This is a genomic window from Sphingomonas sp. UYP23 (assembly GCF_054059235.1).
The window spans coordinates 2373817-2394710 of record NZ_JBSSBX010000001.1; the positions used below are offsets into that span (position 1 = coordinate 2373817).

21 protein-coding genes are annotated in these 20894 nt (G+C 61.6%); 8 read left to right on the plus strand and 13 right to left on the minus strand.

Annotated elements, in window-relative coordinates:
• Positions 1-3: 3 nt before the first annotated feature.
• The 4 genes from ACVWYO_RS11670 to ACVWYO_RS11685 are packed head-to-tail and all read right to left on the minus strand — an operon-like array spanning position 4 to position 4575.
• Positions 4-957, minus strand: a complete 954-nt coding sequence (locus ACVWYO_RS11670; RefSeq protein ID WP_457350927.1) for a CPBP family intramembrane glutamic endopeptidase — start codon at positions 955-957, stop codon at positions 4-6.
• Complete coding sequence (locus ACVWYO_RS11675; protein WP_457350929.1) at positions 954-1394, minus strand: GFA family protein; 441 nt, start codon at positions 1392-1394, stop codon at positions 954-956. Before ACVWYO_RS11675 ends, ACVWYO_RS11670 begins: the two co-directional genes overlap by 4 nt.
• Positions 1391-3550, minus strand: coding sequence for a prolyl oligopeptidase family serine peptidase (locus ACVWYO_RS11680; RefSeq protein ID WP_457350931.1), 2160 nt, complete (start codon positions 3548-3550; stop codon positions 1391-1393). The genes ACVWYO_RS11675 and ACVWYO_RS11680 overlap by 4 nt, the downstream gene beginning before the upstream one ends.
• Positions 3551-3552: 2 nt before the next feature.
• Positions 3553-4575 carry an enoyl-CoA hydratase/isomerase family protein gene (locus ACVWYO_RS11685; protein WP_457350933.1) on the minus strand — a complete coding sequence of 341 codons (1023 nt, stop codon included), beginning with the start codon at positions 4573-4575 and terminating at the stop codon, positions 3553-3555.
• 100 nt (positions 4576-4675) lie between these two features.
• On the opposite strand from ACVWYO_RS11685, the gene ACVWYO_RS11690 reads away from it, so the two are divergent.
• Positions 4676-5032 carry a winged helix-turn-helix transcriptional regulator gene (locus ACVWYO_RS11690; RefSeq protein WP_457350935.1) on the plus strand — a complete coding sequence of 119 codons (357 nt, stop codon included), beginning with the start codon at positions 4676-4678 and terminating at the stop codon, positions 5030-5032.
• An 11-nt stretch (positions 5033-5043) separates the two neighbouring features.
• Here ACVWYO_RS11690 and ACVWYO_RS11695 read toward each other — a convergent pair whose 3' ends face one another.
• The 3 genes from ACVWYO_RS11695 to ACVWYO_RS11705 form a co-directional block, all read right to left on the minus strand.
• On the minus strand, positions 5044-5442 hold the full coding sequence (locus ACVWYO_RS11695; RefSeq protein ID WP_457350937.1) for an ester cyclase: 399 nt from the start codon (positions 5440-5442) through the stop codon (positions 5044-5046).
• 66 nt (positions 5443-5508) lie between these two features.
• A complete protein-coding gene (locus ACVWYO_RS11700; RefSeq protein WP_457350939.1) occupies positions 5509-6342 on the minus strand; it encodes an SDR family NAD(P)-dependent oxidoreductase in 834 nt (277 codons plus the stop codon).
• A gap of 131 nt (positions 6343-6473) precedes the next feature.
• Positions 6474-7649 carry an aldo/keto reductase gene (locus ACVWYO_RS11705; RefSeq protein WP_457350941.1) on the minus strand — a complete coding sequence of 392 codons (1176 nt, stop codon included), beginning with the start codon at positions 7647-7649 and terminating at the stop codon, positions 6474-6476.
• On the opposite strand from ACVWYO_RS11705, the gene ACVWYO_RS11710 reads away from it, so the two are divergent.
• Complete coding sequence (locus ACVWYO_RS11710; protein ID WP_457350943.1) at positions 7633-8259, plus strand: TetR/AcrR family transcriptional regulator; 627 nt, start codon at positions 7633-7635, stop codon at positions 8257-8259. The two genes, ACVWYO_RS11705 and ACVWYO_RS11710, sit on opposite strands and share 17 nt — an antisense overlap.
• A 122-nt stretch (positions 8260-8381) precedes the next feature.
• Here the strand turns inward: ACVWYO_RS11710 and ACVWYO_RS11715 are convergent, their stop codons facing one another.
• On the minus strand, positions 8382-9440 hold the full coding sequence (locus ACVWYO_RS11715; RefSeq protein WP_457350945.1) for an AraC family transcriptional regulator ligand-binding domain-containing protein: 1059 nt from the start codon (positions 9438-9440) through the stop codon (positions 8382-8384).
• A gap of 315 nt (positions 9441-9755) precedes the next feature.
• Between ACVWYO_RS11715 and ACVWYO_RS11720 the strand changes: the two genes are divergently transcribed.
• From ACVWYO_RS11720 to ACVWYO_RS11745, 6 genes are all read left to right on the plus strand, one after another.
• Positions 9756-10787 (plus strand): aldo/keto reductase, encoded by a 1032-nt coding sequence (locus tag ACVWYO_RS11720; protein WP_457350947.1) that lies wholly within the window; start codon positions 9756-9758, stop codon positions 10785-10787.
• Between the two features lie 80 nt (positions 10788-10867).
• Positions 10868-12028 (plus strand): epoxide hydrolase family protein, encoded by a 1161-nt coding sequence (locus ACVWYO_RS11725; protein ID WP_457350949.1) that lies wholly within the window; start codon positions 10868-10870, stop codon positions 12026-12028.
• A gap of 262 nt (positions 12029-12290) precedes the next feature.
• Positions 12291-13154 (plus strand): NmrA family NAD(P)-binding protein, encoded by an 864-nt coding sequence (locus ACVWYO_RS11730; protein WP_457350951.1) that lies wholly within the window; start codon positions 12291-12293, stop codon positions 13152-13154.
• Positions 13151-13888 carry an SDR family NAD(P)-dependent oxidoreductase gene (locus ACVWYO_RS11735; protein ID WP_457350953.1) on the plus strand — a complete coding sequence of 246 codons (738 nt, stop codon included), beginning with the start codon at positions 13151-13153 and terminating at the stop codon, positions 13886-13888. The genes ACVWYO_RS11730 and ACVWYO_RS11735 overlap by 4 nt, the downstream gene beginning before the upstream one ends.
• A gap of 14 nt (positions 13889-13902) precedes the next feature.
• On the plus strand, positions 13903-15009 hold the full coding sequence (locus tag ACVWYO_RS11740; RefSeq protein ID WP_457350955.1) for an alkene reductase: 1107 nt from the start codon (positions 13903-13905) through the stop codon (positions 15007-15009).
• Between the two features lie 94 nt (positions 15010-15103).
• Positions 15104-15949 carry an alpha/beta fold hydrolase gene (locus ACVWYO_RS11745; protein WP_457350957.1) on the plus strand — a complete coding sequence of 282 codons (846 nt, stop codon included), beginning with the start codon at positions 15104-15106 and terminating at the stop codon, positions 15947-15949.
• Positions 15950-16039: 90 nt separating this feature from the next.
• Here ACVWYO_RS11745 and ACVWYO_RS11750 read toward each other — a convergent pair whose 3' ends face one another.
• The 5 genes from ACVWYO_RS11750 to ACVWYO_RS11770 are packed head-to-tail and all read right to left on the minus strand — an operon-like array spanning position 16040 to position 20882.
• On the minus strand, positions 16040-17668 hold the full coding sequence (locus tag ACVWYO_RS11750) for a Na+/H+ antiporter (protein WP_457350959.1): 1629 nt from the start codon (positions 17666-17668) through the stop codon (positions 16040-16042).
• A gap of 33 nt (positions 17669-17701) precedes the next feature.
• Entirely contained in the window at positions 17702-18154 is a 453-nt protein-coding gene (locus ACVWYO_RS11755; RefSeq protein WP_457350961.1) for a nuclear transport factor 2 family protein, read from the minus strand.
• A 52-nt stretch (positions 18155-18206) separates the two neighbouring features.
• Positions 18207-18944: a class II aldolase/adducin family protein gene (locus ACVWYO_RS11760; RefSeq protein WP_457350963.1), complete on the minus strand. Its 738-nt coding sequence runs from the start codon at positions 18942-18944 to the stop codon at positions 18207-18209.
• Positions 18941-19654, minus strand: a complete 714-nt coding sequence (locus ACVWYO_RS11765; protein ID WP_457350965.1) for a dienelactone hydrolase family protein — start codon at positions 19652-19654, stop codon at positions 18941-18943. The genes ACVWYO_RS11760 and ACVWYO_RS11765 overlap by 4 nt, the downstream gene beginning before the upstream one ends.
• Before the next feature lie 28 nt (positions 19655-19682).
• A complete protein-coding gene (locus tag ACVWYO_RS11770) occupies positions 19683-20882 on the minus strand; it encodes a M24 family metallopeptidase (RefSeq protein ID WP_457350967.1) in 1200 nt (399 codons plus the stop codon).
• Between the last annotated feature and the right edge of the window lie 12 nt (positions 20883-20894).

The following is a 20894-nucleotide window of genomic DNA, read 5'->3' on the forward strand; positions in this document are numbered from 1 at the left end:
AATCTAGCCCTTCTTCGCGTCCGCGAGCCACCGGAATGTCTGGAATGCACCAAGGCTGCCATGGGGCGCCTTAGCCGTCCTTCTCGTGGTCTTCACAAGAAGGAGCAACGCGGCCAGCATGGCGATGTACGCAAAGATGCTGCTCTCAGGACCGACCGCGCCGCCCGTGATCCAAACGGGTCCGGTTGGCGTGAAATCGAACATATGACCTTGGTCGAGATAGCCGCTGCCGGCTGCTCCAAAAAGCGGGGCGCTCGCCCAGTTCCAACCCGTATGATAGCCTGTCGACCACCAGAAAGAGCCCGTTCGAAACACGGCATAGGCCAGTAACAGTCCTTGCACGAACAGCCGCAGCAGCCAGAACCAGGTGGCACCGGGGTTGCCCATATGTATGCCGGCGAACAGGATCCCGGAGGCGAGTATCGCGCCACGGCGACCGACCAGAGGCAGCGCGACCAGTAACACGGCGACCCGGCCCGCCAGCTCTTCGCCAGTGGCGCCGAGAAAATCGAAGCCGAGCCAAGCGCTCCCATGAAGGATCGCAGATCCCACCGACTGGCCCGATGGCCGCACGGTCGCACTGTCGAGCCCAAGGATCGCGAGGATCGCGCCGACCATCACCAAAAGCCCGATCGCAAGGCCACCGAGCGTCATTCTACCCATCGCCGGACCGACAAGCGGGAAATCGGCGAGGCGGCGACCCTGAATTGCGATGATCGCCGCCACGACGCCAAGATCGAGAAGCAGCCGCACGATCATCAAGACCGCGAAGGGCACTGGGGCCATCGCCCCGTCCTGGATCATCTGCAGGCCGAATGCGTGCGCGATCGGCCGATGGATCGCCGCCTCGACAGGATCGAAGGCGAGATACGACACAACGAAGAAGGCCAGCGCCAGCCAGGACCGGGCGGTAATCGACAGGTTCGGTGTGGAATCGCTGGGGCGATCCAGGATCACGCTTGCAGCGCCTCGGCGAAATCCTGCGGACTTGGTGTCTCGGCAAAGGTCGGCGTTCCGTCGGGTATGTCGAGCCACGGCTGTTTGCGTTTCGTCCAGATATGGACTGCGGGAGCGATCTCGTCGCTACGATCCAATGTTCCGGCGCGTAGGATCACCATTCCTGGAGCCGCGCTGTTAGAGTTTGCGATGCGCGTAAAACAGGTTGCACAGCCAATATGCTCGGACGCCATCGTTTCCATGCCATCGACCTGAAACGGGGCGGCGTCGCCGGAGATCTCCAGAAGCGCATCGGGCAGCATTGCGTGAAGGGCGAAGGCGCTGCCGCTCCACGTCTGGCAATCACGGCAATGGCAGGCATAGCTCAACGGCACTGACTCGAGCGCGATCGTGTATCGTATCGCGCCGCATCGGCAACCTCCGGTGATTGTCATCATTTCTCTCCCGCTTGTGGTGTGGCCGAGGGTAAATATTGGTATCGTGCAGTTCGCGCGGGATCGACGACGCCACCGTATCGCCCGAACCAGTCCAGCGTGATGTCGACGTCGGCGATCAGCTGGGAAGGCTTGCTGCCAATGGTCGAGTGGCTGGCGCCAGGCACGACGACGAGCGCCGTCGGTATGCCGCGAAGCGTCAGGGCGTTGTAGAATTGCTGCGATTCCGAGACCGGCGTGCGGCGATCTTCTTCACCGACAACCAGCATGGTCGGCGTCTTCACCTTCGCGACGCGCGACAACGGGGATGAGGCCCAGTACCGTTCTGGCGCTTCCCACGCTTCGGCGCCAAAAGTCGCTGCCGATCCGACATATTGATCCGTCGTCAACGCCTTGCTGACAGCATTGATGACCGGCTTTTCAGCCATTGCCGCGCGAAAGCGATCGGTGCTGCCGACGGTCCACGCCGTGAGGAGTCCTCCGGCCGATCCGCCCGTGATGAACAGCCGCGAAGGATCGGCAACGCCAGCGGTGACCGCGGCATCGATCGCGCTCATGAGATCGATGTAGGCGGGACCTGGGAAGTCTCGTGCAATGCGGTCTGCAAAGGCGAACCCATAGGACGTCGATCCACGATAATTGGCGTGAAGAACGACATAACCGGCTGCGGCGTAGAGCTGATCGGTCGTGCTCCAGATGGGACCGTCGTAGCCGTACGGACCGCCATGGATCACCATGATCGTTGGATAGCGCCGCGCCGCCCGATATCCGGGTGGCAGTGTCAGCCACGTTTCTACCGCCTGTCCGTCGAGGGACGAGCGCACCGCAAGCGGCCGGATCGTACCTAGCGACTTGCCTCCAAAAAGCGCCGCGTTACGGTCGGTCAGGCGCCGCTGCTTACCCTGCCGCGTCGCCAGCACGACGTCGGCCGGGCTATCGGGCCTGCCGCCCGCAAACGCCACGACGCCGGCTCGACTGACCGTATAATCACCGACGATCCCACTGGCGACTTCGGTTCGGTGGCCAGCGAGATCGAAGCGCGCGACTTTGCCGTTCCCGTGGTCGCCGTAGCCGACATAGATCGCCCGCCCGTCCGCCGACCAAGTGGGCCTATCCAGTTCACGATCGAACGTGCCGTCGAGGCGGCGCAGGCCAGTGCCGTCGACATTCATGACGTACAAGCCGCTCGGCGTGTAATCCCGGCCGTCCTGCGCGACGCCGATGAATGCGATCCGACTTCCGTCGGGAGCGACCGCCGGCGCCCGCGCGCCGAGGGCCGCTGGAGATAAAGCCGTCTGCGCCGTCCCGGCAGCAAGCACCAGATAAAGCCTTGCCGTCTGATAGCTGCGCGCAAGCTCGGCACCATTACGCGCTCCAACGATCAGTCCGGCGCCGTCCGCGGTCCACACGGGATCGCCTTCGATATCTGCGTCGCCGCTCGTGCGTTGGGCTGGCGTTCCGCCCGATACCCCGACCGTGAATATTTGCATCCGGCCAGGTTCGACTTTCGTCTGGCCGTCCCGCTGATAGTGCACGCTGGTAATGATCCGCGGCGCTCCTGCCCATTTTGCGCCAGCAGGCTGTTCGACCGGACTCGAGGGTACTGGCGCCGGCGTTGCAACGAACATCACGAAAGCCATCGTCTGCCCGTCGGGCGACCAGACGATGCCAGAGGCGCCCGAGGGAAGATTCGCCACGACGCGCTTGGCATCGCCGGTCGCGTCAGCGATGATCAGCTGAGTGGATCCGGATTCTCCGCGCCCTGCATAAGCAATCGATCGTCCGTCCGGCGACCAGCGTGGCATCGACGCATCCGCCGCTAACAGTCTCTCGCGGCCAATTGCGATATCGATGATCCGGATCGTAGTTCGCCGACCATCGATCATGATGTCTGTGTCGGTCGCGAGATAAGCGATCGATCGACCATCAGGGCTAATCTGCACGTCCGTCACACCCTTAAGGCCAAAGACGTCTGCCGACGTAAACAGTGCGGACGGCGTTGTGGTCTCCGGGGCCGCATCGACAGTGGCAGGACACAGCAGCAAGCTGAGGATGCCGATGGCGCACGCGTGCCTGAACGTAAGCCGGTCAGTCTTTGTTATGAGCATCATAAGCATTTCCATTCCATGCGTCCGTTGCTGACTCTCAGCGTCCTGCAAGTTTACCGATGCGGTGGGAGGGCGTTGAGCAGCTCTTCGAGGTGCCGTTCGCCGTCGCGTGTCTGCGCGCCGGCCTCGAGCGCCGCGCGCGTAAGATCACCTGCGGCCGGCTTGCCAAAGGTCGCTCCGAGCTGTTGGTTCTGCACCTTCAGGGCTTCCAGCATGGGCTGGCTCGTCGCATCGACTGCAATCTTCGCCGCAGCAATCACGCCCGGTGCCAATCGGGCGATACGCGTTGCGAGGTCGCTCACGAACGTATCGAGTTCGGCATCCGGTATCGCGCGGTTGATCCAGCCATAGCGTTCGGCCAGAGGCGCATCGAACAGCCCGGCGCCAAGGATGGCTTCGAGTGTCCGAGCACGCCCCATCAACGGCGGCAGATAGACTGTCGCCCCCGCGCCGGGGATAATGCCGGTCAACGCTTCCATCTGTGCGAGTTTGCCACGCTCGCGACCGGCAAACCGCATATCGAGGGCCGCCAGAAATTCGGCACCTCCCCCTCGCGCATACCCGGCGAGCTTGCCGATCGTCGCCTGGGGGAGTTTCCGGACACGTTCGAACACGCGCTGCATAGGGTTCAGGGCGGAGTCTTCGTCCATCGCGACCTGAAGCGACGAGAAGCTTGCTGGATCGTCAACGAACTTCATGTCGCCATGGGGCATGAAAAAGTCCCGATCGGCGCTCTCGAAGACGATCACGCGAACCGCGCCATCGCCGCGCACGATGCCCGCGAAACGGTCGAGTTCCTGCAGCAGGCGCCCATCGAGGATGTTGAGTGGCGGGTTGTCGATCACGACCGTCGCGACGCCATCTGCGAGAACGATTTGGAGGACGCGGAAATCCTGATAGGCCATTGGCGCTCCTTTATTTTGGAAAGTCGGGCTGGAGCGCCCAACGGCAGCAGGCGCACGAGTGTCGCCAGCGATCGCGCGTTCACTCATGGCCGTGATAGCCGTCCCCGCGCCGATCGCGCCGACGACCTGTCGCCGCGTCATGCCGCCGCCTCGATCCTCGAGTTCGTTCATTTTCTCGTTCCTGGTTGTTTATTTAGACCAGCAGGTAGCTATCGTGTACCAGGGATCAATCAGGCAATCGCAAGTGACTAGGTCCTCCGGAGTGAACCACATGTCCCGTTCTGCCGCGTCGGCTCCGTTCACGAGCCGCATCCTGCTCGATCAGATCGCCGACAAGTGGACGGCGCTCATCCTGGGCGCGCTGTGTCCCGCGCCGATGCGTTTCAATGCGCTGAAACGGGCGTTGAACGGCATAACGCAGACCGCGCTGACAAAGACGTTGCGGCGGCTCGAGCGCAACGGCATCGTCGAGCGCCGGGTCGTCCAGACGACGCCGATAGCCGTAGAATATACGATCACGCGTCTGAGGCGAACGCTCGAGCCGCTGTTCGAAGCGCTCGATGGATGGACCAGAGCCCATCTCGGGGATGTCGAGGCCGCGCGCGCGACGTTCGATGACCGGGACTGAGAACATCACGATCAACGCAGCTTTCGCAGCTGCGCTTCGATCGCAGCCTTGTCGATCACGGACCAGACGCGGCGGATTTTGCCGCCTTCATATTCGTAGATCACGTTTTCGTGGAACGAGATCCGTTTGCCACCGATGTCCAGGTCGAGAAATCGGCCGACGGGCGTACAGTCAAAGTGCAGGCGGCTGGCGATGGACGACGCGTCTGCAACCAGCAGCTGGATATTGAACTGGAGGTCGGGGATGTCGCGATAATTGCCCTCCAGCATGCCCCGGTAGCCCGCCAGACCCATCGGGTCGCCATTATAGTCGACGTCGTCGTCGACAAACTTGCCGAGGCTTCCAAGGTCGCGATCGTTCAGGCAGGCGATATAGTTTCGGAAGGTCGTGACGAGTTCCGTATCTGGCATGCGAGAATGTCCTTGAATACAGGATCCGGGCCGAGGCTGGGCCGGGCCTCGGCAGCGCAATGATAATTAGGCCTGAGCGGCACCCTGAGCGTCGTTCGATACGGCTTCCCATGCTGCCCAAGTGGCGAGACGCTCGGCATAGATGTCACGCGCCATCGGCAAGACGGTGGAGCCGAGGATGAAGCGCAGCGGCGGTTCTTGCGCATCGACGATCGCGAACACGGCATCGGGCGTTGCCGTGGGATCGCCGCGACCTTCGTTTGCGAGGCCGCCCATCACCTTTTGACGAAGGTCATCATAGACCTCCATACGCGGCGACATCTTCAGCGAGGCATCGCTGGCAAAATCGGTTGCGTAAGCCCCTGGCTCGATCATGGTCACCTTGATGCCGAACGCTGCGACTTCCTGCGCCAGTGCCTCGTGCAGGCCCTCGACCGCCCATTTCGTTGTGGCATAGATGCCGATCAGCGGCCGCGCGGCGATCCCGAGGCTGCTGGTGACGCCGATGATGTGCCCGCTCTTCTGGGCACGCAAGATCGGCAGCACTGCCTTGATGACGTTGAGCGTACCGAAGACGTTGGTGTCGAACAGCGCGCGTACGTCAGCGTCCTGAACCTCCTCGATCGTCCCGACCAGCGTATAGCCAGCGTTGTTCAGGACAATGTCGATACGGCCAAAATAATCATGCGCCTGAGCGATCGCACTCGCGACCTGAGCCGGATCGTTGACGTCCAGCGACAGGGGCAGTGCGGCATCGCCGAACCGTTCCCGGAAGTCGGCCACGCTGTCCGCATTGCGTGCCGTCACGGCGACCTTGTCGCCCCGCGACAGCGCAGCTTCCGCCCAGATACGACCGAACCCGCGCGATGCGCCGGTAATGAACCAGATTTTCTCCGCCATGATAGTACTCCTCGAAGTGCGCCCGGTGCGGGCATCGACTGCGAGCAAACATAGCGGTCACCGCAAGGGAGACATTGGCATAGGACGCCAACGGACTGGCCGAGCACGCCAATCATGCTCGGCCGTCAGGTTCAGGATTCACCCCACCCTGCGACTTGGTGACCGCCGAACACCATGCGCCGAATCATCGGTGCGGCAAGCGATGCGCTGAACCCCGGCACCGGCGCGCTGGCATCGTTCAGACGCTTTATATGATCCTCGCTTAGGGCGATCGAGCTTGCCGCGATGTTGCTTTCGAGCTGTGAGACCTTGCTGGCTCCTATCAGGGTCGAACTGACCCCCGGGCGCGCCATGACCCAGGCGAGCGCCACCTGCGCGGCAGGCCGGTCCGTCTCGGCGGCGACGCTGTTGAGGGCGTCGAGTATGTCCCAGTTGCGAGACGTGAACTTGCTGTCGCCGAAAGGGTTCGCGCCACTCAGCCGACCCGTGTCCTTGGTATCGTCGCGCTTGTACTTGCCCGTCAGAAAGCCCCCGGCGAGTGGGCTCCACGGCATGACGCCCATCCCGGCCTCTTGCGCTGCAGGGAAATGCTCCCCCTCCACGTCGCGAGCGACCAGCGAGTATTCGAGCTGCATCGCGATTGGCCCCGGGATGCGCCGCTCGGCAGCGATCGTCGCTGCCTTCATCGCCAGCCATGCGGGCATATCGGAGAACGCGTAGTAGCGGATCTTGCCCGCCCGCACGAGATCGCCGAGCGTCTGGACGATTTCCTCGGCCGGGGTGACGCCGTCCCAGATGTGCATCCAGTAGAGATCGATGTAATCCGTCCCCAACCGCTTGAGCGATGCCTCCAGCGCGCGGTGGATGTTCTTGGCGCCCGCGCCCCCAGCATGTGGGTTGCCGCCACCAGCCTGACTGGCGGTCAGCGGGCTGGCCGAACCATTGAAGCCGAACTTGGTCGCCAAGACGATGTCGTCGCGTGCACCGCTATCTTTGATGAATTGGCCAACCAGCCGCTCACTTTCTCCGCCCGAATAGATATCGGCGGTATCGACGAAATTGCCGCCGGCATCGCGATAGGCATCGAATATCGCCCGCGATGTCGGTTCGTCGGCATTCCAGCCGCCTGGGCCGAATGTCATCGTCCCCAACGCTAACGGGCTGACGACCAGGCCGGATCGACCAAGCGTGCGGAATTGCATGAGCGACATGATTGAGACTTTCCTAGCGTTCGTTATGTAACTCATGCTATCAATCTGATCGCCCGTCAACACTTTCGGAATGATCACTATGGAAGTTGCAGCCAAAGTGCCCACGCCATCTCGTCGCAGGACCGGGCGGCCGCTATCGTTCGACCGCGACGCCGCGCTGGAACAGGCGATGCTGGCCTTCTGGCGATCGGGCTATGAGACCACGTCGATTGTGGATCTGACGACCGCCATGGGTGTAACGGCGCCGAGCCTGTATTCTGCGTTCGGCGACAAGAAGCGCCTCTTCATCGAAGCGGTGCGGCGATATGCGGGCGACCCCGATGCAATGGCAAAGCGGATCGAAGACGCGCCCACGGCCTATGACGCGGCGCGTGAGATGCTATCCGCGTCGGTTGCGGCGTTTACCGCGGACGCGACGCCGAAAGGCTGCCTGCTTGCCAGTTCCACCGCGAGCGGCTCGGCAGACTCGCACGATGTCCAGCGCATCGTTGCCGACATCCGAAGCGCTATCGCGGCCAACCTTCAGGCACGGATCGTCCGAGACATCGAACTGCAGATGCTGCCGATCGACGCCGACGCTTCGGCGCTTTCCGGGCTCGTGATCGCTGTCATCCAGGGAATGTCGGTCCTCGCGCGAGACGGTTCTTCAAATGAGAAACTATCCGCCATTGCCAAGTGCGCACTCGCAGCATGGCCTCGCTTATGAGACAAGCAACAGCGACCGGATAACGTCGAAGCGTTTCGCAAACTATATGTGGACAGCCTAGGCCGTCGGGCATGACCCTGGGCTATCGCGTCACGAAGCGTCCTAGCCACGTCGCCGGAACTTCAGACAATGGATCGCTCGTCACCGACATTGCGGGCCTGCCATTGGTTCGGTGTCTCACCCTCCCAACCGCGAAAAGCGCGGTAGAACGAAGTCGTATCTTGATATCCCAGGCGAAACGCGACGTCGCCGATCTCCATCGATGGATCTGACAAGAGATGGCGGCCGAGCTCTTGACGCGCTTCTTTCGTTATAGCGCTGAAGGTTGTTCCTTCCGCAGTGATGCGACGCTGCAAGGTTCGTTCGCTTGTGCCCATCTCCCGCGCAATTTTTGCGAGATCCGGGCGTCCGGTTGAAAGGCTCCGCTTCAGGACCGCCTTCACCGAGTCTGCAACACAACTGAAGGGTTGGGGGTCCTGGAACTCCGACGTCAAGGCAGGTCTCAGAATATCCAGCATTTGCGGATTTTGCTCTACGAACGGCAGATCGCAGTCCGATGACCGCAGTACGAGTGCATTCCGAGCGGCATCGTAGCGAACCGGGCACCCGAAATGCGCGCGGTGCAGATCGGAGCCTGGGCTACGACGAACGAGATCGATGCGTAACGGTGATAGCGATCGGCCAGTGCCTTGGCGCAGGATAGCCAAAAGGAATGCGAAGCTTGAGTCTACCAGGCTCGCTGCTTCGCTAGGGGCGTAAAACCACTCCTTGAAGATCGATAACTCGCCATGCTTCTCCTCAGCATACATACGTTCGGGCATAACGTGACGCTTGAACTGGATGACGTGCGCAAGTGCTAGCCGGAAATTGGGTGCGAAGGTAGCGGCAGCAGCCCAAGGCGGGGTTCCCACCTTCTTCGTAGCTTCGAAGAACCTGAACCCGATAGCAGGATCGTCGGCCAGATGTTCCAGCGCATCGAAGATCGCGAAAAGCTGCGTCGTCGTGAAGAAGCAGTATGAGCGGGGAAGCGCGATGGGGATACGAGCGTGCTGCAAAACCGCCGCTGGCGACACTCCAAGGCCTTCGAGCGCCTGCCAGAACCAAATATCGAGGCGGCACTTGTCAGGAGGGGTGTCACCGTGAATCACGTGCGCCGTTGGAATACGTATGTCGCGCTGCATGGCATCAGACCCTTCCATTCAGCGCGAACGTATTGAGGATGCGACACGTCCGCGGGCGGTGTTTACGCCCGATGCTTGAGGCTCGAACAAAATCTAACACACATCAAGCCCTTGCCGTGGTTTTCTGGCCCAAAGAATCGCCCGTTTCATCGCAAACGGCCGCCACCTTTCCCGATTAGTAGTCGATGATACGATGGCGTAGACGATTGGCGCAGTCTGCCATTGAGCTGGCGTCTCTCGACACTGCCAAGGAACGTCGCACGCGCTATCCAGCGGGCCGTAGCCGGCAGCGCTGCCGCCATCAGGAGACCGATCATGCGTTACCGCCCGCTGGGTAAGACCGGAATCAAGGTAAGTCCCTATTGCCTCGGTGCGATGATGTTCGGAGCGGCTGGGAATCCCGACCACGACGATTCCATACGCGTCATCCACAAGGCGCTGGATTTCGGGATCAACTTTGTCGACACCGCCGATGCGTATAGCCGCGGCGAGTCCGAGGAGATCGTCGGGAAGGCGCTCAAGGGCCGTCGCGACACCGTGGTGCTGGCGACGAAAGCCCACCTACCTATGGGCGACGATCCGAACCAGCAGGGCAACTCCCGCCGCTGGATAACCAGCGAGCTCGAAGCGTCGCTTCGTCGCCTCCAGACAGATCATGTCGATCTTTATCAGATCCACCGTCCTTCGCCCGATACCGACATCGAGGAAACCCTGTCGGCGCTCACCGATCTCATGCGGGCCGGCAAAATCCGTGCGATCGGCTCGTCGACCTTCCCCGTTTCGGAGATCGTCGAGGCGCAATGGGTAGCGGAAAGGCGGGCGCTCGCCCGGTTCCGTACTGAACAGCCACCTTATTCGATCATGAACCGCGGCATCGAGCGTGAGGTGCTTCCGACTGTTCAGCGCTACGGAATGGGCGCGATGGTATGGAGTCCGCTCGCAATGGGCATGCTCACCGGGCGTTACCGAAAGGGTCAGGAACAGCCCGACAGCGCGCGCGCCAGGCGCTTTCCGCGCCAGATGTCTGACGAACGCCGACTGGACGTCGTCGAGAAACTCATCCCCGTCGCAGAAGCGGCCGGGCTATCGATGACGCACATGGCGATCGCTTTCGTCATGGCGCATCCGGGGGTAACATCGGCGATCATCGGCCCACGTACCATGCAGCATCTCGATGATTTGCTCGGCGGAGCCGAGGCCAAACTTAGCGATGAGATCTTGGACCGGATCGATGCCATCGTGCCGCCTGGGACCGATGTCGGGCCGATCGATGCCGCTTACGATCCACCGGCGATCACCCAAGCGGCACTTCGCCGTCGCCCAGAGAGTGAGCGGGCGGCAGCGTAAGTGAAGCACGTGTCGGTCGAGCGTCCAGGCTGCGGTCTGCTGGTTCGCAAACGCCGTTGGTTTGGCACTAGGATCGGAAAATGACAATTCTGCCGTTCGAAATCCGAATATCCGATGATAAGATCGACGATCTCCATCGGAGACTGAATGGAATTCGTTGGCCCGAGGGGTTTGGGGGTGACGGCTGGGGAGACGGAGCAAGCCTCACGTTCATGAAGCGTCTGGTGGATCACTGGCTTCACCGCTTCGACTGGCGATCTCAAGAGACGCGGCTCAACCGATTGCCGAACATGATGACGACGGTCGATGGCCAGGGCATCCATTTCGTTCATCAGCGTGGCTTGGGTCCGTCCCCGATGCCGATCGTCGTTACGCACGGATGGCCTGGCTCCTTCGTCGAGATGGAGCAACTCATACCGCTCCTTGCTGATCCCGCAGCCAATGGCGGTGATCCTGCTGACGCGTTCCACGTCGTGGTGCCATCGCTGCCGGGTTACGGCTTCTCGCCGGCACCTTCGGAGCCCGGCATCGGGTCACGCGAAATCGCCGGCTTGTGGACGCGTCTCATGGCGGAGCTTGGTTATGACCGCTTCGGTGCGCAGGGTGGGGACATCGGAGCGGGCGTGTCGGCCTGGTTGGCCCGTCTCGTTCCCGGAGCGACGATCGGTATCCATCTGAACTACATCCCAGGCAGCTATCGGCCGCCGATTGGTGGGACCATGCCCGCGATATCGACCGAGGAGCAGGCATTCCTCGATCACACAGCCTCGTGGTCGGCAGCAGAGGGTGCGTATGCAGCGCTGCAGGGAACCAAGCCGCAGACGCTCGCATTTTCGTTGACCGACTCTCCTCTCGGACTCGCAGCCTGGATAACGGAGAAGGTACGATCGTGGAGCGACTGCGGCGGCGATGTGGAGAGCGTGATTTCGCTCGACACTCTCCTGACCGACATCTCGCTTTACTGGTTTGGTAACGCCCTTCCGGCGAGCCTTCGCCTTTACAAGGAGAACAGGCAGCAACCCTTGGTATTCCGGATGGGCGAGCGCGTCTCACCGCCTGTAGGTGTGGCGCTGTTTCCACGCGAGTTGCCGATGCCGCCCCGTTCCTGGGTCGAACGCGTTTTCGATGTCACGCGCTGGACGACGATGCCGGTCGGAGGCCATTTCGCCGCGCTCGAGCAGCCCCATCTCCTGGCAGAGGAAATTAGAGCTTTTTTCAGACCGTTGAGAACGTTGCGCTAGCGCTTAAATGCTAAGAATTGGCGGCTTCGGTGACATAATTGGCGCACAGCGCCAGTACTCCACGTCTCGCTATGCGCTAGTGTCGTAATAGCGAGGTGAATTCGATGATGACGCGAAAAGATTTTGCCAAATAATTGCAAACGCTCGATATTAGACGTAAAGGATAGCTGAGGCTTAATGATCTGGGATCATCGCCAACTTCATTCAGTCATTGATACAAGATCGGAACGGCATTCAGCCAGCAGCGATATTGAAAGAGACAATGGCCATGTCAGAATTGGTACTCGCGGTCGGAGCTAATGGAAAGTTTGCCGGACACGTCGTCCCCGCATTGGTAGCGCGTGGCGCGAAAGTGCGTGGGATGATTAGAAATCCCGAGCACGTAGGGGCGGTCAAACGAGCGGGAGCGTCCGACGTATCGATCGGCGACCTAACCAATCATGCCGATATAACGCGGGCGCTTAAAGGCGTGTCCTCTGTTTTTTACATCGCACCCGCGTTCATTCCCGACGAAGTCAAAGTCGGTCAAGCCATGGTACGCGCTGCGGCAAAAGCGGGAGTCCGACGCTTTGTATTTTCTTCGGTCATCCATCCGGTTCTGAGCAAACTGTCGAACCACGCCGCAAAGGCATTTGTGGAAGAAGCTCTGCTAGACTCCGGCATGGAATTCACATTCCTTCATCCCACACTATTCTTTCAGAACTATGCGGCGATCTGGGCCAGGACCGTCGAGACAGGCGTTCTTGCGGAACCATGGTCGACCGAAACCAGGTTCAGTAGGGTCGATTACCGCGATGTCGCCGAGGTCGCCGCAATCGCGCTTACCGAAGACCGGCTACTGAATGGCACTTTCGAACTCTGCGCCAAGGGCGAGCTGGACCGGCACGATGTCGCCGCGTTGGTCGGCGACGTTGCTGGACGGGTGATCAGAGCCGAGAAGATCGATCCAGCCACGCTGGGCGAAGAGGCCGCGCCGTTACTGCCGATGTTCCAGCACTACGACGCCAGGGGCCTGGTTGGCAACCCGTTGATATTACGAGCAATACTCGGGCGCGCGCCGCGCACCTTGCGGGACTATTTCGTTGAGCTGTCGGGCGAATCTGCGGGCAAGGAAATGGTATCATGAGGAATGACCGTGTTGTGCTGATCACCGGCGCTGCAGGCGGCATGGGGGCATTGTTCGTCGCGCGGTTCCTAGCCAATGGGGATACCGTGATCGCGACCGATACAGGGCGCGAAGGGCTCGAGGCTATGTCGTCGGCATTGGCAGATAAGCGGCTTCACACGCTGGTGGCCGACATCACTAGCGAGGAGGAAATCGACGCTCTGGCGGCCTTTGCAAAGAAAATCGCCGGTCGCATCGACGTGCTCGTCAACGTTGCGGGCTTTTTCCCGGTACAGCCTTTTCTTGAAATGACGGCCGCGGACTGGCGTCGGATCATCGACATCAATCTCACCGGCACCGCACTTATGTGCAAGTCGGTTCTGCCGATGATGATGGGTCGCGGCTGGGGCCGGATCATCAACATCGGGTCGGCCTCGATCTATTCGGGCGTGAAGGGGCAGGCCCACTACGTCGCCGCCAAGGCCGGTACGATCGGCCTTTCACGCAGTCTCGCGCGGGAATTCGGCCACGAAGGCATCACCGTAAATGTCGTAGCCCCGGGCGTCACCATAACCCCGTCCGCGAAGAAGGCATTGCCACAGGAAGTCCAGGATACCGCGATCGCGGTTCGCTGTCTCAACCGCGAGGAAAATGCCGACGACCTGACCGGGACGGTGTTCTTCCTCGCTTCGCCCGATGCCAATTTTATCACTGGCCAGACAATCATCGTCGATGGTGGCAACGAAATGCTCTGATCGAAGGACTTTTAATGACTGACCTTTTTTCTCCGCTCCGCATCGGCTCGATGGATCTGCCGAACCGTATCCTGATGTCGGCGATGACCCGCACGCGCGCGACCGCCGACAACGTGCCCACGGCAGTGATGGCCGACTATTTCGAGCAACGCGCGAACGCCGGCCTGATCGTGACCGACTGCACCGCCGTCTCCGAACAGGCGGTGGGCGTGATCCGTGGCCCCGGCCTCTGGCGCGACGATCAGATTGCTGGCTGGCGCGCCGTTACCGACCGGGTCCATGCCGCAGGTGGACGCATTTTCTGCCAGATCTGGCACTGCGGCCGCGTTGCGCATCCGGACATGCGTGGCGGTATGATGCCAGTCGCGCCGTCGCCGATCGCGGCGACCGGCGATTTCTTCCTGCCCTCGGGCCGGGTCGATTTTCCCGTGCCGCGTGAACTAGGCATCGATGAGATTCCCGGGATCATCGCAGATTTCGCGCAGGCCACTCGCAATGCCAAGGTCGCAGGGTTCGACGGCGTCGAGTTGCACGGCGCCAATGGCTACCTCCACGACCAGTTTTTACAGGACGGATCGAACAAGCGAACCGACGCCTATGGCGGCTCTGTCGAAAATCGGGCGCGCTTGATGGTCGAGACGACGCAGGCGATGATCGATGCCTGGGATGCGGCGCATGTCGGCGTACGGCTATCGCCGGCGAGCTTCCTTTACGGGGTCGACGACAGCAACAAGCGCGAGACTTTCGGAACGGTGATCGATCGCCTGAATGCACTGGGTCTTGCTTACCTCACGCTGCTCGAACCCAACGCCAAGGATGCCGAACGCGGCGTTCAGATCGAGCAAGTCGCGGAGACGTTCCGCGCGCAGGTTTCGGTGCCGCTGATCGTCAATAGCGGGTTCGACAAGGCGAAGGCCGAACGCTTCATCGGCGACAGCAAGGCAGATGCGGTGGCATTCGGCGTTTCCTATATCGCCAATCCCGACCTAGTCGCTCGGTTTCGATCGGACGCGCCCTTCAACAAGCCTGATCCGACGACTTTCTACGGCGAGGGTGCAAAGGGTTATACCGACTATCCGGCGCTCGATGCGGTCGGACCGTCGGTACAGCAGGGCCACTGAAATGACGGTGAAGGTAGTCGCGCCCGGGCCCGCGCCAATCCAAGGCTTCGAAAGCGCTTGGGAGACGGTCGCGGGCATTCGGCTGCATTATTGGATGGGCGGCGATCCCGATGGCCAGCCAGTCATCCTGTGGCATGGCTTCCTTTCGACCGCTTACGCATGGCGCGATGTCGCTCCCGCGCTGGCCGAAGCCGGCCTGTCGGTGCTCATCCCCGACATGCGCGGGTTCGGCGACAGCGACAAACCCGCCGGCGACCAGGGGTATGACGGACGCGCGCTCGCCGATGAATGCCGGGCGCTTGTCGCCGCCATAGGGTTCGGTGGTGGCAGGCCCGTCATTCATGCCGCACACGACATGGGGGCCTTGCCCGCATTGATCTGGTCTGCCGATCACCCAAGCGGCGTCGCAGGACTGCTCTACATCGAAGCGCCGGTGATGCTCGGTCAGGTGTTGGGGCAAGTGTTTTCATACACTCCGCAAGCGATGGCACGGGGATCTATGTGGTGGTGGATCCTGCCGCTGGCACCGGGCGTCCCCGAGGCGCTGATCGTCGGAAACGAGCGTGCGTTTCTCAGCTGGTTCTATACCGGCGACCATGTCGTCAACCACGCGGCGCTTGCCCCGGCACTCGACGAATATCTGCGCACATTTGCGGGGACCGAAGGCGTCTTGGGCAGCATGGGCATCTACCGCGCCGCTTTTACCACGATCGAACAGACCGAGCCGTTGATGACCAGCAAGGTATCTGTGCCCGTCATTGCCTTGGGCGGCGAGAAGGGGCTTGGCGACAAGGTCGGCGAAATGGTCGCGATGGTCGCGAATCATGTCACGGCGCGCACACTGGCCGGTTGCGGGCATTTCATGACCGAAGAAAGACCCGATTTTGTCATCGGCCATATCCTCGATCTCAAGGCGCGGGTTGCCTGCGGTACTCAATGACTTTGTAGGATTGACCTGGCGTGGGCGCATCTCCCGCCGGCTAACGAATAGGTTTTGCGCTTGTGCAGTGCTGATCTCGATACAACCAATCTATCCCTTGGCTGATATCGCACCGAGTTCCTCGAGATCCAGATCGCGTTCAAGGCTATGCAGCGTCTCATCGTCGATCCGATGCGCGCGGTGCAGACGCAGCAGTTCTTCGCGTCCCGCAGCGACCGCCGCGAGGATGACGTCGAAATGGGCCGCGACCGCGTCGTCTCTCTGCGTCGGCGTGCCCACAAACGTCGCGCCGACCGACACGCGCCTTGCGTATTGATCGAGCAGCCGCGGATGGACGATAGTGCCGTCATCGTTGCGCGAACGTTGCTCGACGGCGGCAAGCTGGGCCTCGGCGATCGATTGCTCGGTTGCGGCCATGTCCATCGATGGCGCATCGGCGCTGGTTCGCTTTAATCCGGTCCAGCGGATCACCGCTGCCAACGTTGAACCCTGCACGATCACTGTGACGAGAATGACCCCGAAAGCCGCAACGAGCATAAAATCCCGTCCCGGCATGGTCTCGGGAAGCGACAGCGCTACTGCAAGCGTGACGACGCCGCGCATCCCTGCCCAGCTCATGACGATGCCCGAAGACCTTCCAAGCGGCGCGTGGGTGCCCCACCCGAGCGTCTTCAGGGATTTAAGGAGGATGTCGGCTCCTAGGATCCACACAAAACGCGCGATCGTCAGCGCCGCGACGATGGTAAGCACGGGCCATGCCATCTGGTCGACAACGACCGAGATGCCCCCGCCCCGTTGCAGCACGTCACGAAGGGAAAAACCGATCAACATGAACACCGAAGCTTCGAGCGGGAAGGTCAGAACCAGCCAGAACGACGAGCCTTTAATCCGTACTCCTGCCGTGAAGACGACATGTTGGTGCCAGCTCAGCACAAGCGCAGCGGTGACCGTCGCGATCACGCCAGAGACGTGAAGCGCCTCACCGGTCAGGTAGGCGATCCAACTCAGCAGCACGGTCGTTACGATCAGGAGCATCTCCTCGTGCAGGCGGCGTGCAATCGCGACCCAGAGCAATCCAAGCGCGAACCCCAGAGCTACACCACCCGATACCAAGACCGCGAATTGCGCGACCGCTCCGCCGATGCTGAACCCTTCTCCGAGCGCAGCGGCGACAGCGAACCGGAAGATGACGAGCCCGGTCGCGTCGTTGAGAAGGCTTTCGCCTTCCAGCAATGTCGACAGACGCCGTGGGAGTTTGACACGTTGCAATATGGCACGAGCCGAAACCGCGTCAGGCGGCGAGACGATCGCCCCAAGCGCCGCGCAGGCCGCCCAAGGCAATGACGGCATCAGCCAGTGCGTCACGACGGCCACGACCCCAGCTGTGAAGACGACCGCCCCAACCGCCAGCGCGATGATCCCGATGAAATGCCGCTGGAATCCTACCAGAGCCGTCGTCCAGGCACCGTCCATGAGCAGCGGAGGCAGAAACAGCACAAGGACGAGTTCGGAATTGAGATGGATGACTGGAACGCCGGGGAGAAAGGCGAGAACGCCCCCTCCAATCAGCAAGGCGATCGCCGGTGGCCAGCGCAGCCGCTCCGCGATCCAATGCAGCGCGAGGATCGCGATCAGTGATCCGATAACGAATTCGAAGACTTCGACAGCGTGCATACAGTCTCCGGCCGGATGGTGTGACGCCCGGTTGCGCGCCGCCAACGGCGCCGATGCACCGATCGTTCGGGATTGGGGTCAGGTCTCGATCGGAGGGGCCAACGCCTCTTCGATCCCCGATGTCGCCTGGCGTTGCAGCACCTCGGCTACTGCCTGACTGTCTTCGTTCGCGTCGATCGAGGTGACCTTGAACCAGCGCATGCCGACGATGTGGACGCCATGATTGACGTAATTACCACCATCGAGCGGTTGCGCTGTTGCTGTCCATCGGAGGATGACTGTCGTGTCCCACGGCCAGCCTTTGACCCAGACATCCTGAACGTCGAGCTTGAGCGTCGGCATGACGCGGCCGAGCCGTTCGAACCATAGGCGCAGGCCCGCAAGCGTATGGCGCACTCCTCCCAAAGCGTGATCGCCGCCGAAGCGATGTAGGACATCGGGGCGGCACAGGACATTGAAGGCATCATAGTCGTGCTGGTTCACCGCCTCGAATGCCGCTCGCGATTTTCGTTCGACGATCATTGCGTACATGTTTCTTCCCTTCGGACTGTTTTACGATTCCGGCGGCCTCGTTGTGCGATCATCATGTTGCGGCGACGGCGTCGAACTCGCCCGTCGGGACATGATCATGCAACCAGCAGGCCCAGGCACGGTCGGACTCGTGCATAATCGTGGTGTCGGCGGTCAGCGCCTCGCCGGGGCTGAGATAGACGGGATCTCCCATTTGCATCGCCTGACGCTGGATCTGGCAATTGTGCGCGGTGTAGATCGCCCGATACACCGCGTCGGGCACGCTTGCCCCGGCGGTGGTGTAGCCGTGCCCCCGCATGAGGACCACGGGACCAGTACCGAGATGGGCGGCGAGCGCCTTGCCCATCTCTGCGTCGCGGATGAGCAAATCGGTCTCAGGACCGAAATGGTCGGCCAGGTCGAACGGCGCTGGCGTGTCGCGCAAGAAGCCACACATGTGCGATATCACACGCACCGGCACGGACGGCACCGTCGCAAACGGCAGGACTTCCATGGCGTGGCTGTGGACGACAGCCTGCACGTCGGGGCGATGGCGGTAGATTTCGGCATGAATGAAACGCTCGAGGAACAACCGTGCCGCCGTGTCCCCTATTTCGACACCGTCCAGATCGAGTTCGACGATATCCATCGGCGTCACGAGTGCGGGTGCCAGATTGCGCGAAATAAGGAAGGCGTCCGCACGATCGGGATGGCGTCGGCTAACATGGCCGTAGGCATCCAGTATCTTCTCGCCGGCCAGTATCCTGCTCGCCTGAGCGATCTCGAGCCGGGCGTCCGCGGTGGACGTCATACCGATGACCCAAGCGCATCCGCGAACAGCGCAGACGTCGCTGCGTCGGCACGGTCAGTAGCTGCCGCGTCAAAAGCCGTCCCGCCCCGCCGCGCAAAGGCGTGGTCAACTCTGGGATGAGTCAGGATGATAACACCTGGCAGGCTACCGAGCGCCGATTTGATCGCGGTCTGGGCCTCGGGCGGACAGAGATGATCGCCCTCCGCGATGTGCAGCAGGAGCGGCCCCCGCACCTCTGGAGCCTTGTCCAGCGCATCGTAGATCGCGATACCGTAATAAGACACCGAGGCATCGATGGCGGGACGCGTCGACAGCAAATAGGCGATCTTGCCACCAATGCAGTATCCAACCGCACCGACCTTTCCATTGGCCCATTCGACGTCTCGCAGGTACGCGGCGCAGAAAAGCGCATCGTCGACCGCTAGTGGCTGATCCATCCCCTTCATCAGTTCCATCGCGCGCCGTGTTTCGTCGGCGTTGGCCGGATCGAGCTGTAGACCTGCCTCCTGCCGCCAGAAGAGGTCGGGCGCGACCGCATTGAACCCGCGAGCGGCGTAGTCGTCGACGATTGCCCGGATGTTCGCATTCACTCCGAAGATCTCTTGCAGAACGACTATCCCGGGAGCGGACATCGGCTCCGCCGATCCTGCAAAATATGCAGGCAGCCGCTCGCCAGACGGCAACTCGATCTCAATGTCGCCTGAATTCATGGTCGAGCTCCTAGCGCGTCGTTCTTCGTCATATCTCGATAATCCGGGCGGGCTGGGTGCCGAGGCGACGGGCGCCAGTGGCTGTGGTGACGATCATGTCACCCCAATAGGCTCGCTTGCTGTCGTCGGGGGTGGATACGATCGGTTTGACGATGAACGTCGCGTTCTCTTCGATCGGCCAGTCGCGCATGAGGTCGTCACGCGGGGTGTGGATACAGATCGGCGAGTCATCGCCGAGACCGCGGCAGTGCATGATGAGATCGCACTTACACTTGTCGGTGGCGAGCGCCGCGGCAGCTGCCGCCACATCCCCGACGGTCTTGCCGGGACGCAACATTTCGTAGCAAGCCGCAACCGCGTCCTGCTGCACTGCGAACAGATCCAGGTAGTCCGCTGGCACCTTGCCGAGGAAGAACTGTTGGGTGTTCTGCGCGATGTACGCACCCCACCGCGCCTCGCATTCGATCGTGATGATGTCGCCCGCGTTGAATGGACGGCGCGACGGCATGTATTGCGACCCTTGAGGCTGCGGCCAACCAGCGGCCCAAAGGATCATTGTCGGCAGCTCGCCACCGCCTTCGACCATGCTCGCGATCATGCGCGCATAGACGACGTTCTCCGGAACACCCGGGCGGGCCTCTCTGACCAGTACCTGGATCGCCTCCTGCACCAGATCGTTCGCCTTGCCGATAAAGGCGAGTTCCTCCTCGCTCTTGACGAAGCGGGCGCGTTCCATGAGCAGATTGGCGTTTACGATGTCCGCGTCTGGGAAGGCCTCCCGGACGGCGTTGTACATGCCAAGCGAGGTGATGCCTTCGGGGTAGCGTGTGTTTCCGGACAGGCCGGTAATGCCGATCCGACCCTTTTGAACGCCCAGTTCCCGCATACGGTCGATGCTTTTGTCGGCATAACCCCAGCCGGACCCGGTTGGTCGGATGTCCGTCACCCAGTCCTGCGACTGCAGCCACACGTCGGTGACGACATCGGGGCTGGTGATCGCGGTCACCTCGCCTTCCAGCGGAAAGATAGCCGCGGCCTGGACACAATTGCCGCCGATGCCGGTCAGGTAGCGCACATTTGCCTGATACTGGTCCCAAAGGCCGGTGTTAGGCGGGACAAAAATCGCGTCGATGCCCTCGCGCCGCATCGCGTCGCGCACCCGCGCCCACCGTCGCTCCCGTTCGGCTAGCGAGAAGTGCGGAACATCGACTACTAGGGTCTGGGCCATTCGATCATCCTT

Bases quoted from the DNA above. Each gene is read 5' to 3' on its own strand.
- ACVWYO_RS11700 (WP_457350939.1), bottom strand. From the start codon at position 6,342: ATGGCGGAGAAAATCTGGTTCATTACCGGCGCATCGCGCGGGTTCGGT.
- ACVWYO_RS11730 (WP_457350951.1), top strand. From the start codon at position 12,291: ATGGCCATGTCAGAATTGGTACTCGCGGTCGGAGCTAATGGAAAGTTT.
- ACVWYO_RS11735 (WP_457350953.1), top strand. From the start codon at position 13,151: ATGAGGAATGACCGTGTTGTGCTGATCACCGGCGCTGCAGGCGGCATG.
- ACVWYO_RS11690 (WP_457350935.1), top strand. From the start codon at position 4,676: ATGTCCCGTTCTGCCGCGTCGGCTCCGTTCACGAGCCGCATCCTGCTC.
- ACVWYO_RS11755 (WP_457350961.1), bottom strand. From the start codon at position 18,154: ATGTACGCAATGATCGTCGAACGAAAATCGCGAGCGGCATTCGAGGCG.
- ACVWYO_RS11675 (WP_457350929.1), bottom strand. From the start codon at position 1,394: ATGATGACAATCACCGGAGGTTGCCGATGCGGCGCGATACGATACACG.
- ACVWYO_RS11685 (WP_457350933.1), bottom strand. From the start codon at position 4,575: ATGAACGAACTCGAGGATCGAGGCGGCGGCATGACGCGGCGACAGGTC.
- ACVWYO_RS11715 (WP_457350945.1), bottom strand. From the start codon at position 9,440: ATGCAGCGCGACATACGTATTCCAACGGCGCACGTGATTCACGGTGAC.
- ACVWYO_RS11745 (WP_457350957.1), top strand. From the start codon at position 15,104: ATGGGCGGCGATCCCGATGGCCAGCCAGTCATCCTGTGGCATGGCTTC.
- ACVWYO_RS11740 (WP_457350955.1), top strand. From the start codon at position 13,903: ATGACTGACCTTTTTTCTCCGCTCCGCATCGGCTCGATGGATCTGCCG.
- ACVWYO_RS11710 (WP_457350943.1), top strand. From the start codon at position 7,633: ATGGAAGTTGCAGCCAAAGTGCCCACGCCATCTCGTCGCAGGACCGGG.
- ACVWYO_RS11770 (WP_457350967.1), bottom strand. From the start codon at position 20,882: ATGGCCCAGACCCTAGTAGTCGATGTTCCGCACTTCTCGCTAGCCGAA.
- ACVWYO_RS11695 (WP_457350937.1), bottom strand. From the start codon at position 5,442: ATGCCAGATACGGAACTCGTCACGACCTTCCGAAACTATATCGCCTGC.
- ACVWYO_RS11725 (WP_457350949.1), top strand. From the start codon at position 10,868: ATGACAATTCTGCCGTTCGAAATCCGAATATCCGATGATAAGATCGAC.
- ACVWYO_RS11760 (WP_457350963.1), bottom strand. From the start codon at position 18,944: ATGACGTCCACCGCGGACGCCCGGCTCGAGATCGCTCAGGCGAGCAGG.
- ACVWYO_RS11765 (WP_457350965.1), bottom strand. From the start codon at position 19,654: ATGAATTCAGGCGACATTGAGATCGAGTTGCCGTCTGGCGAGCGGCTG.
- ACVWYO_RS11720 (WP_457350947.1), top strand. From the start codon at position 9,756: ATGCGTTACCGCCCGCTGGGTAAGACCGGAATCAAGGTAAGTCCCTAT.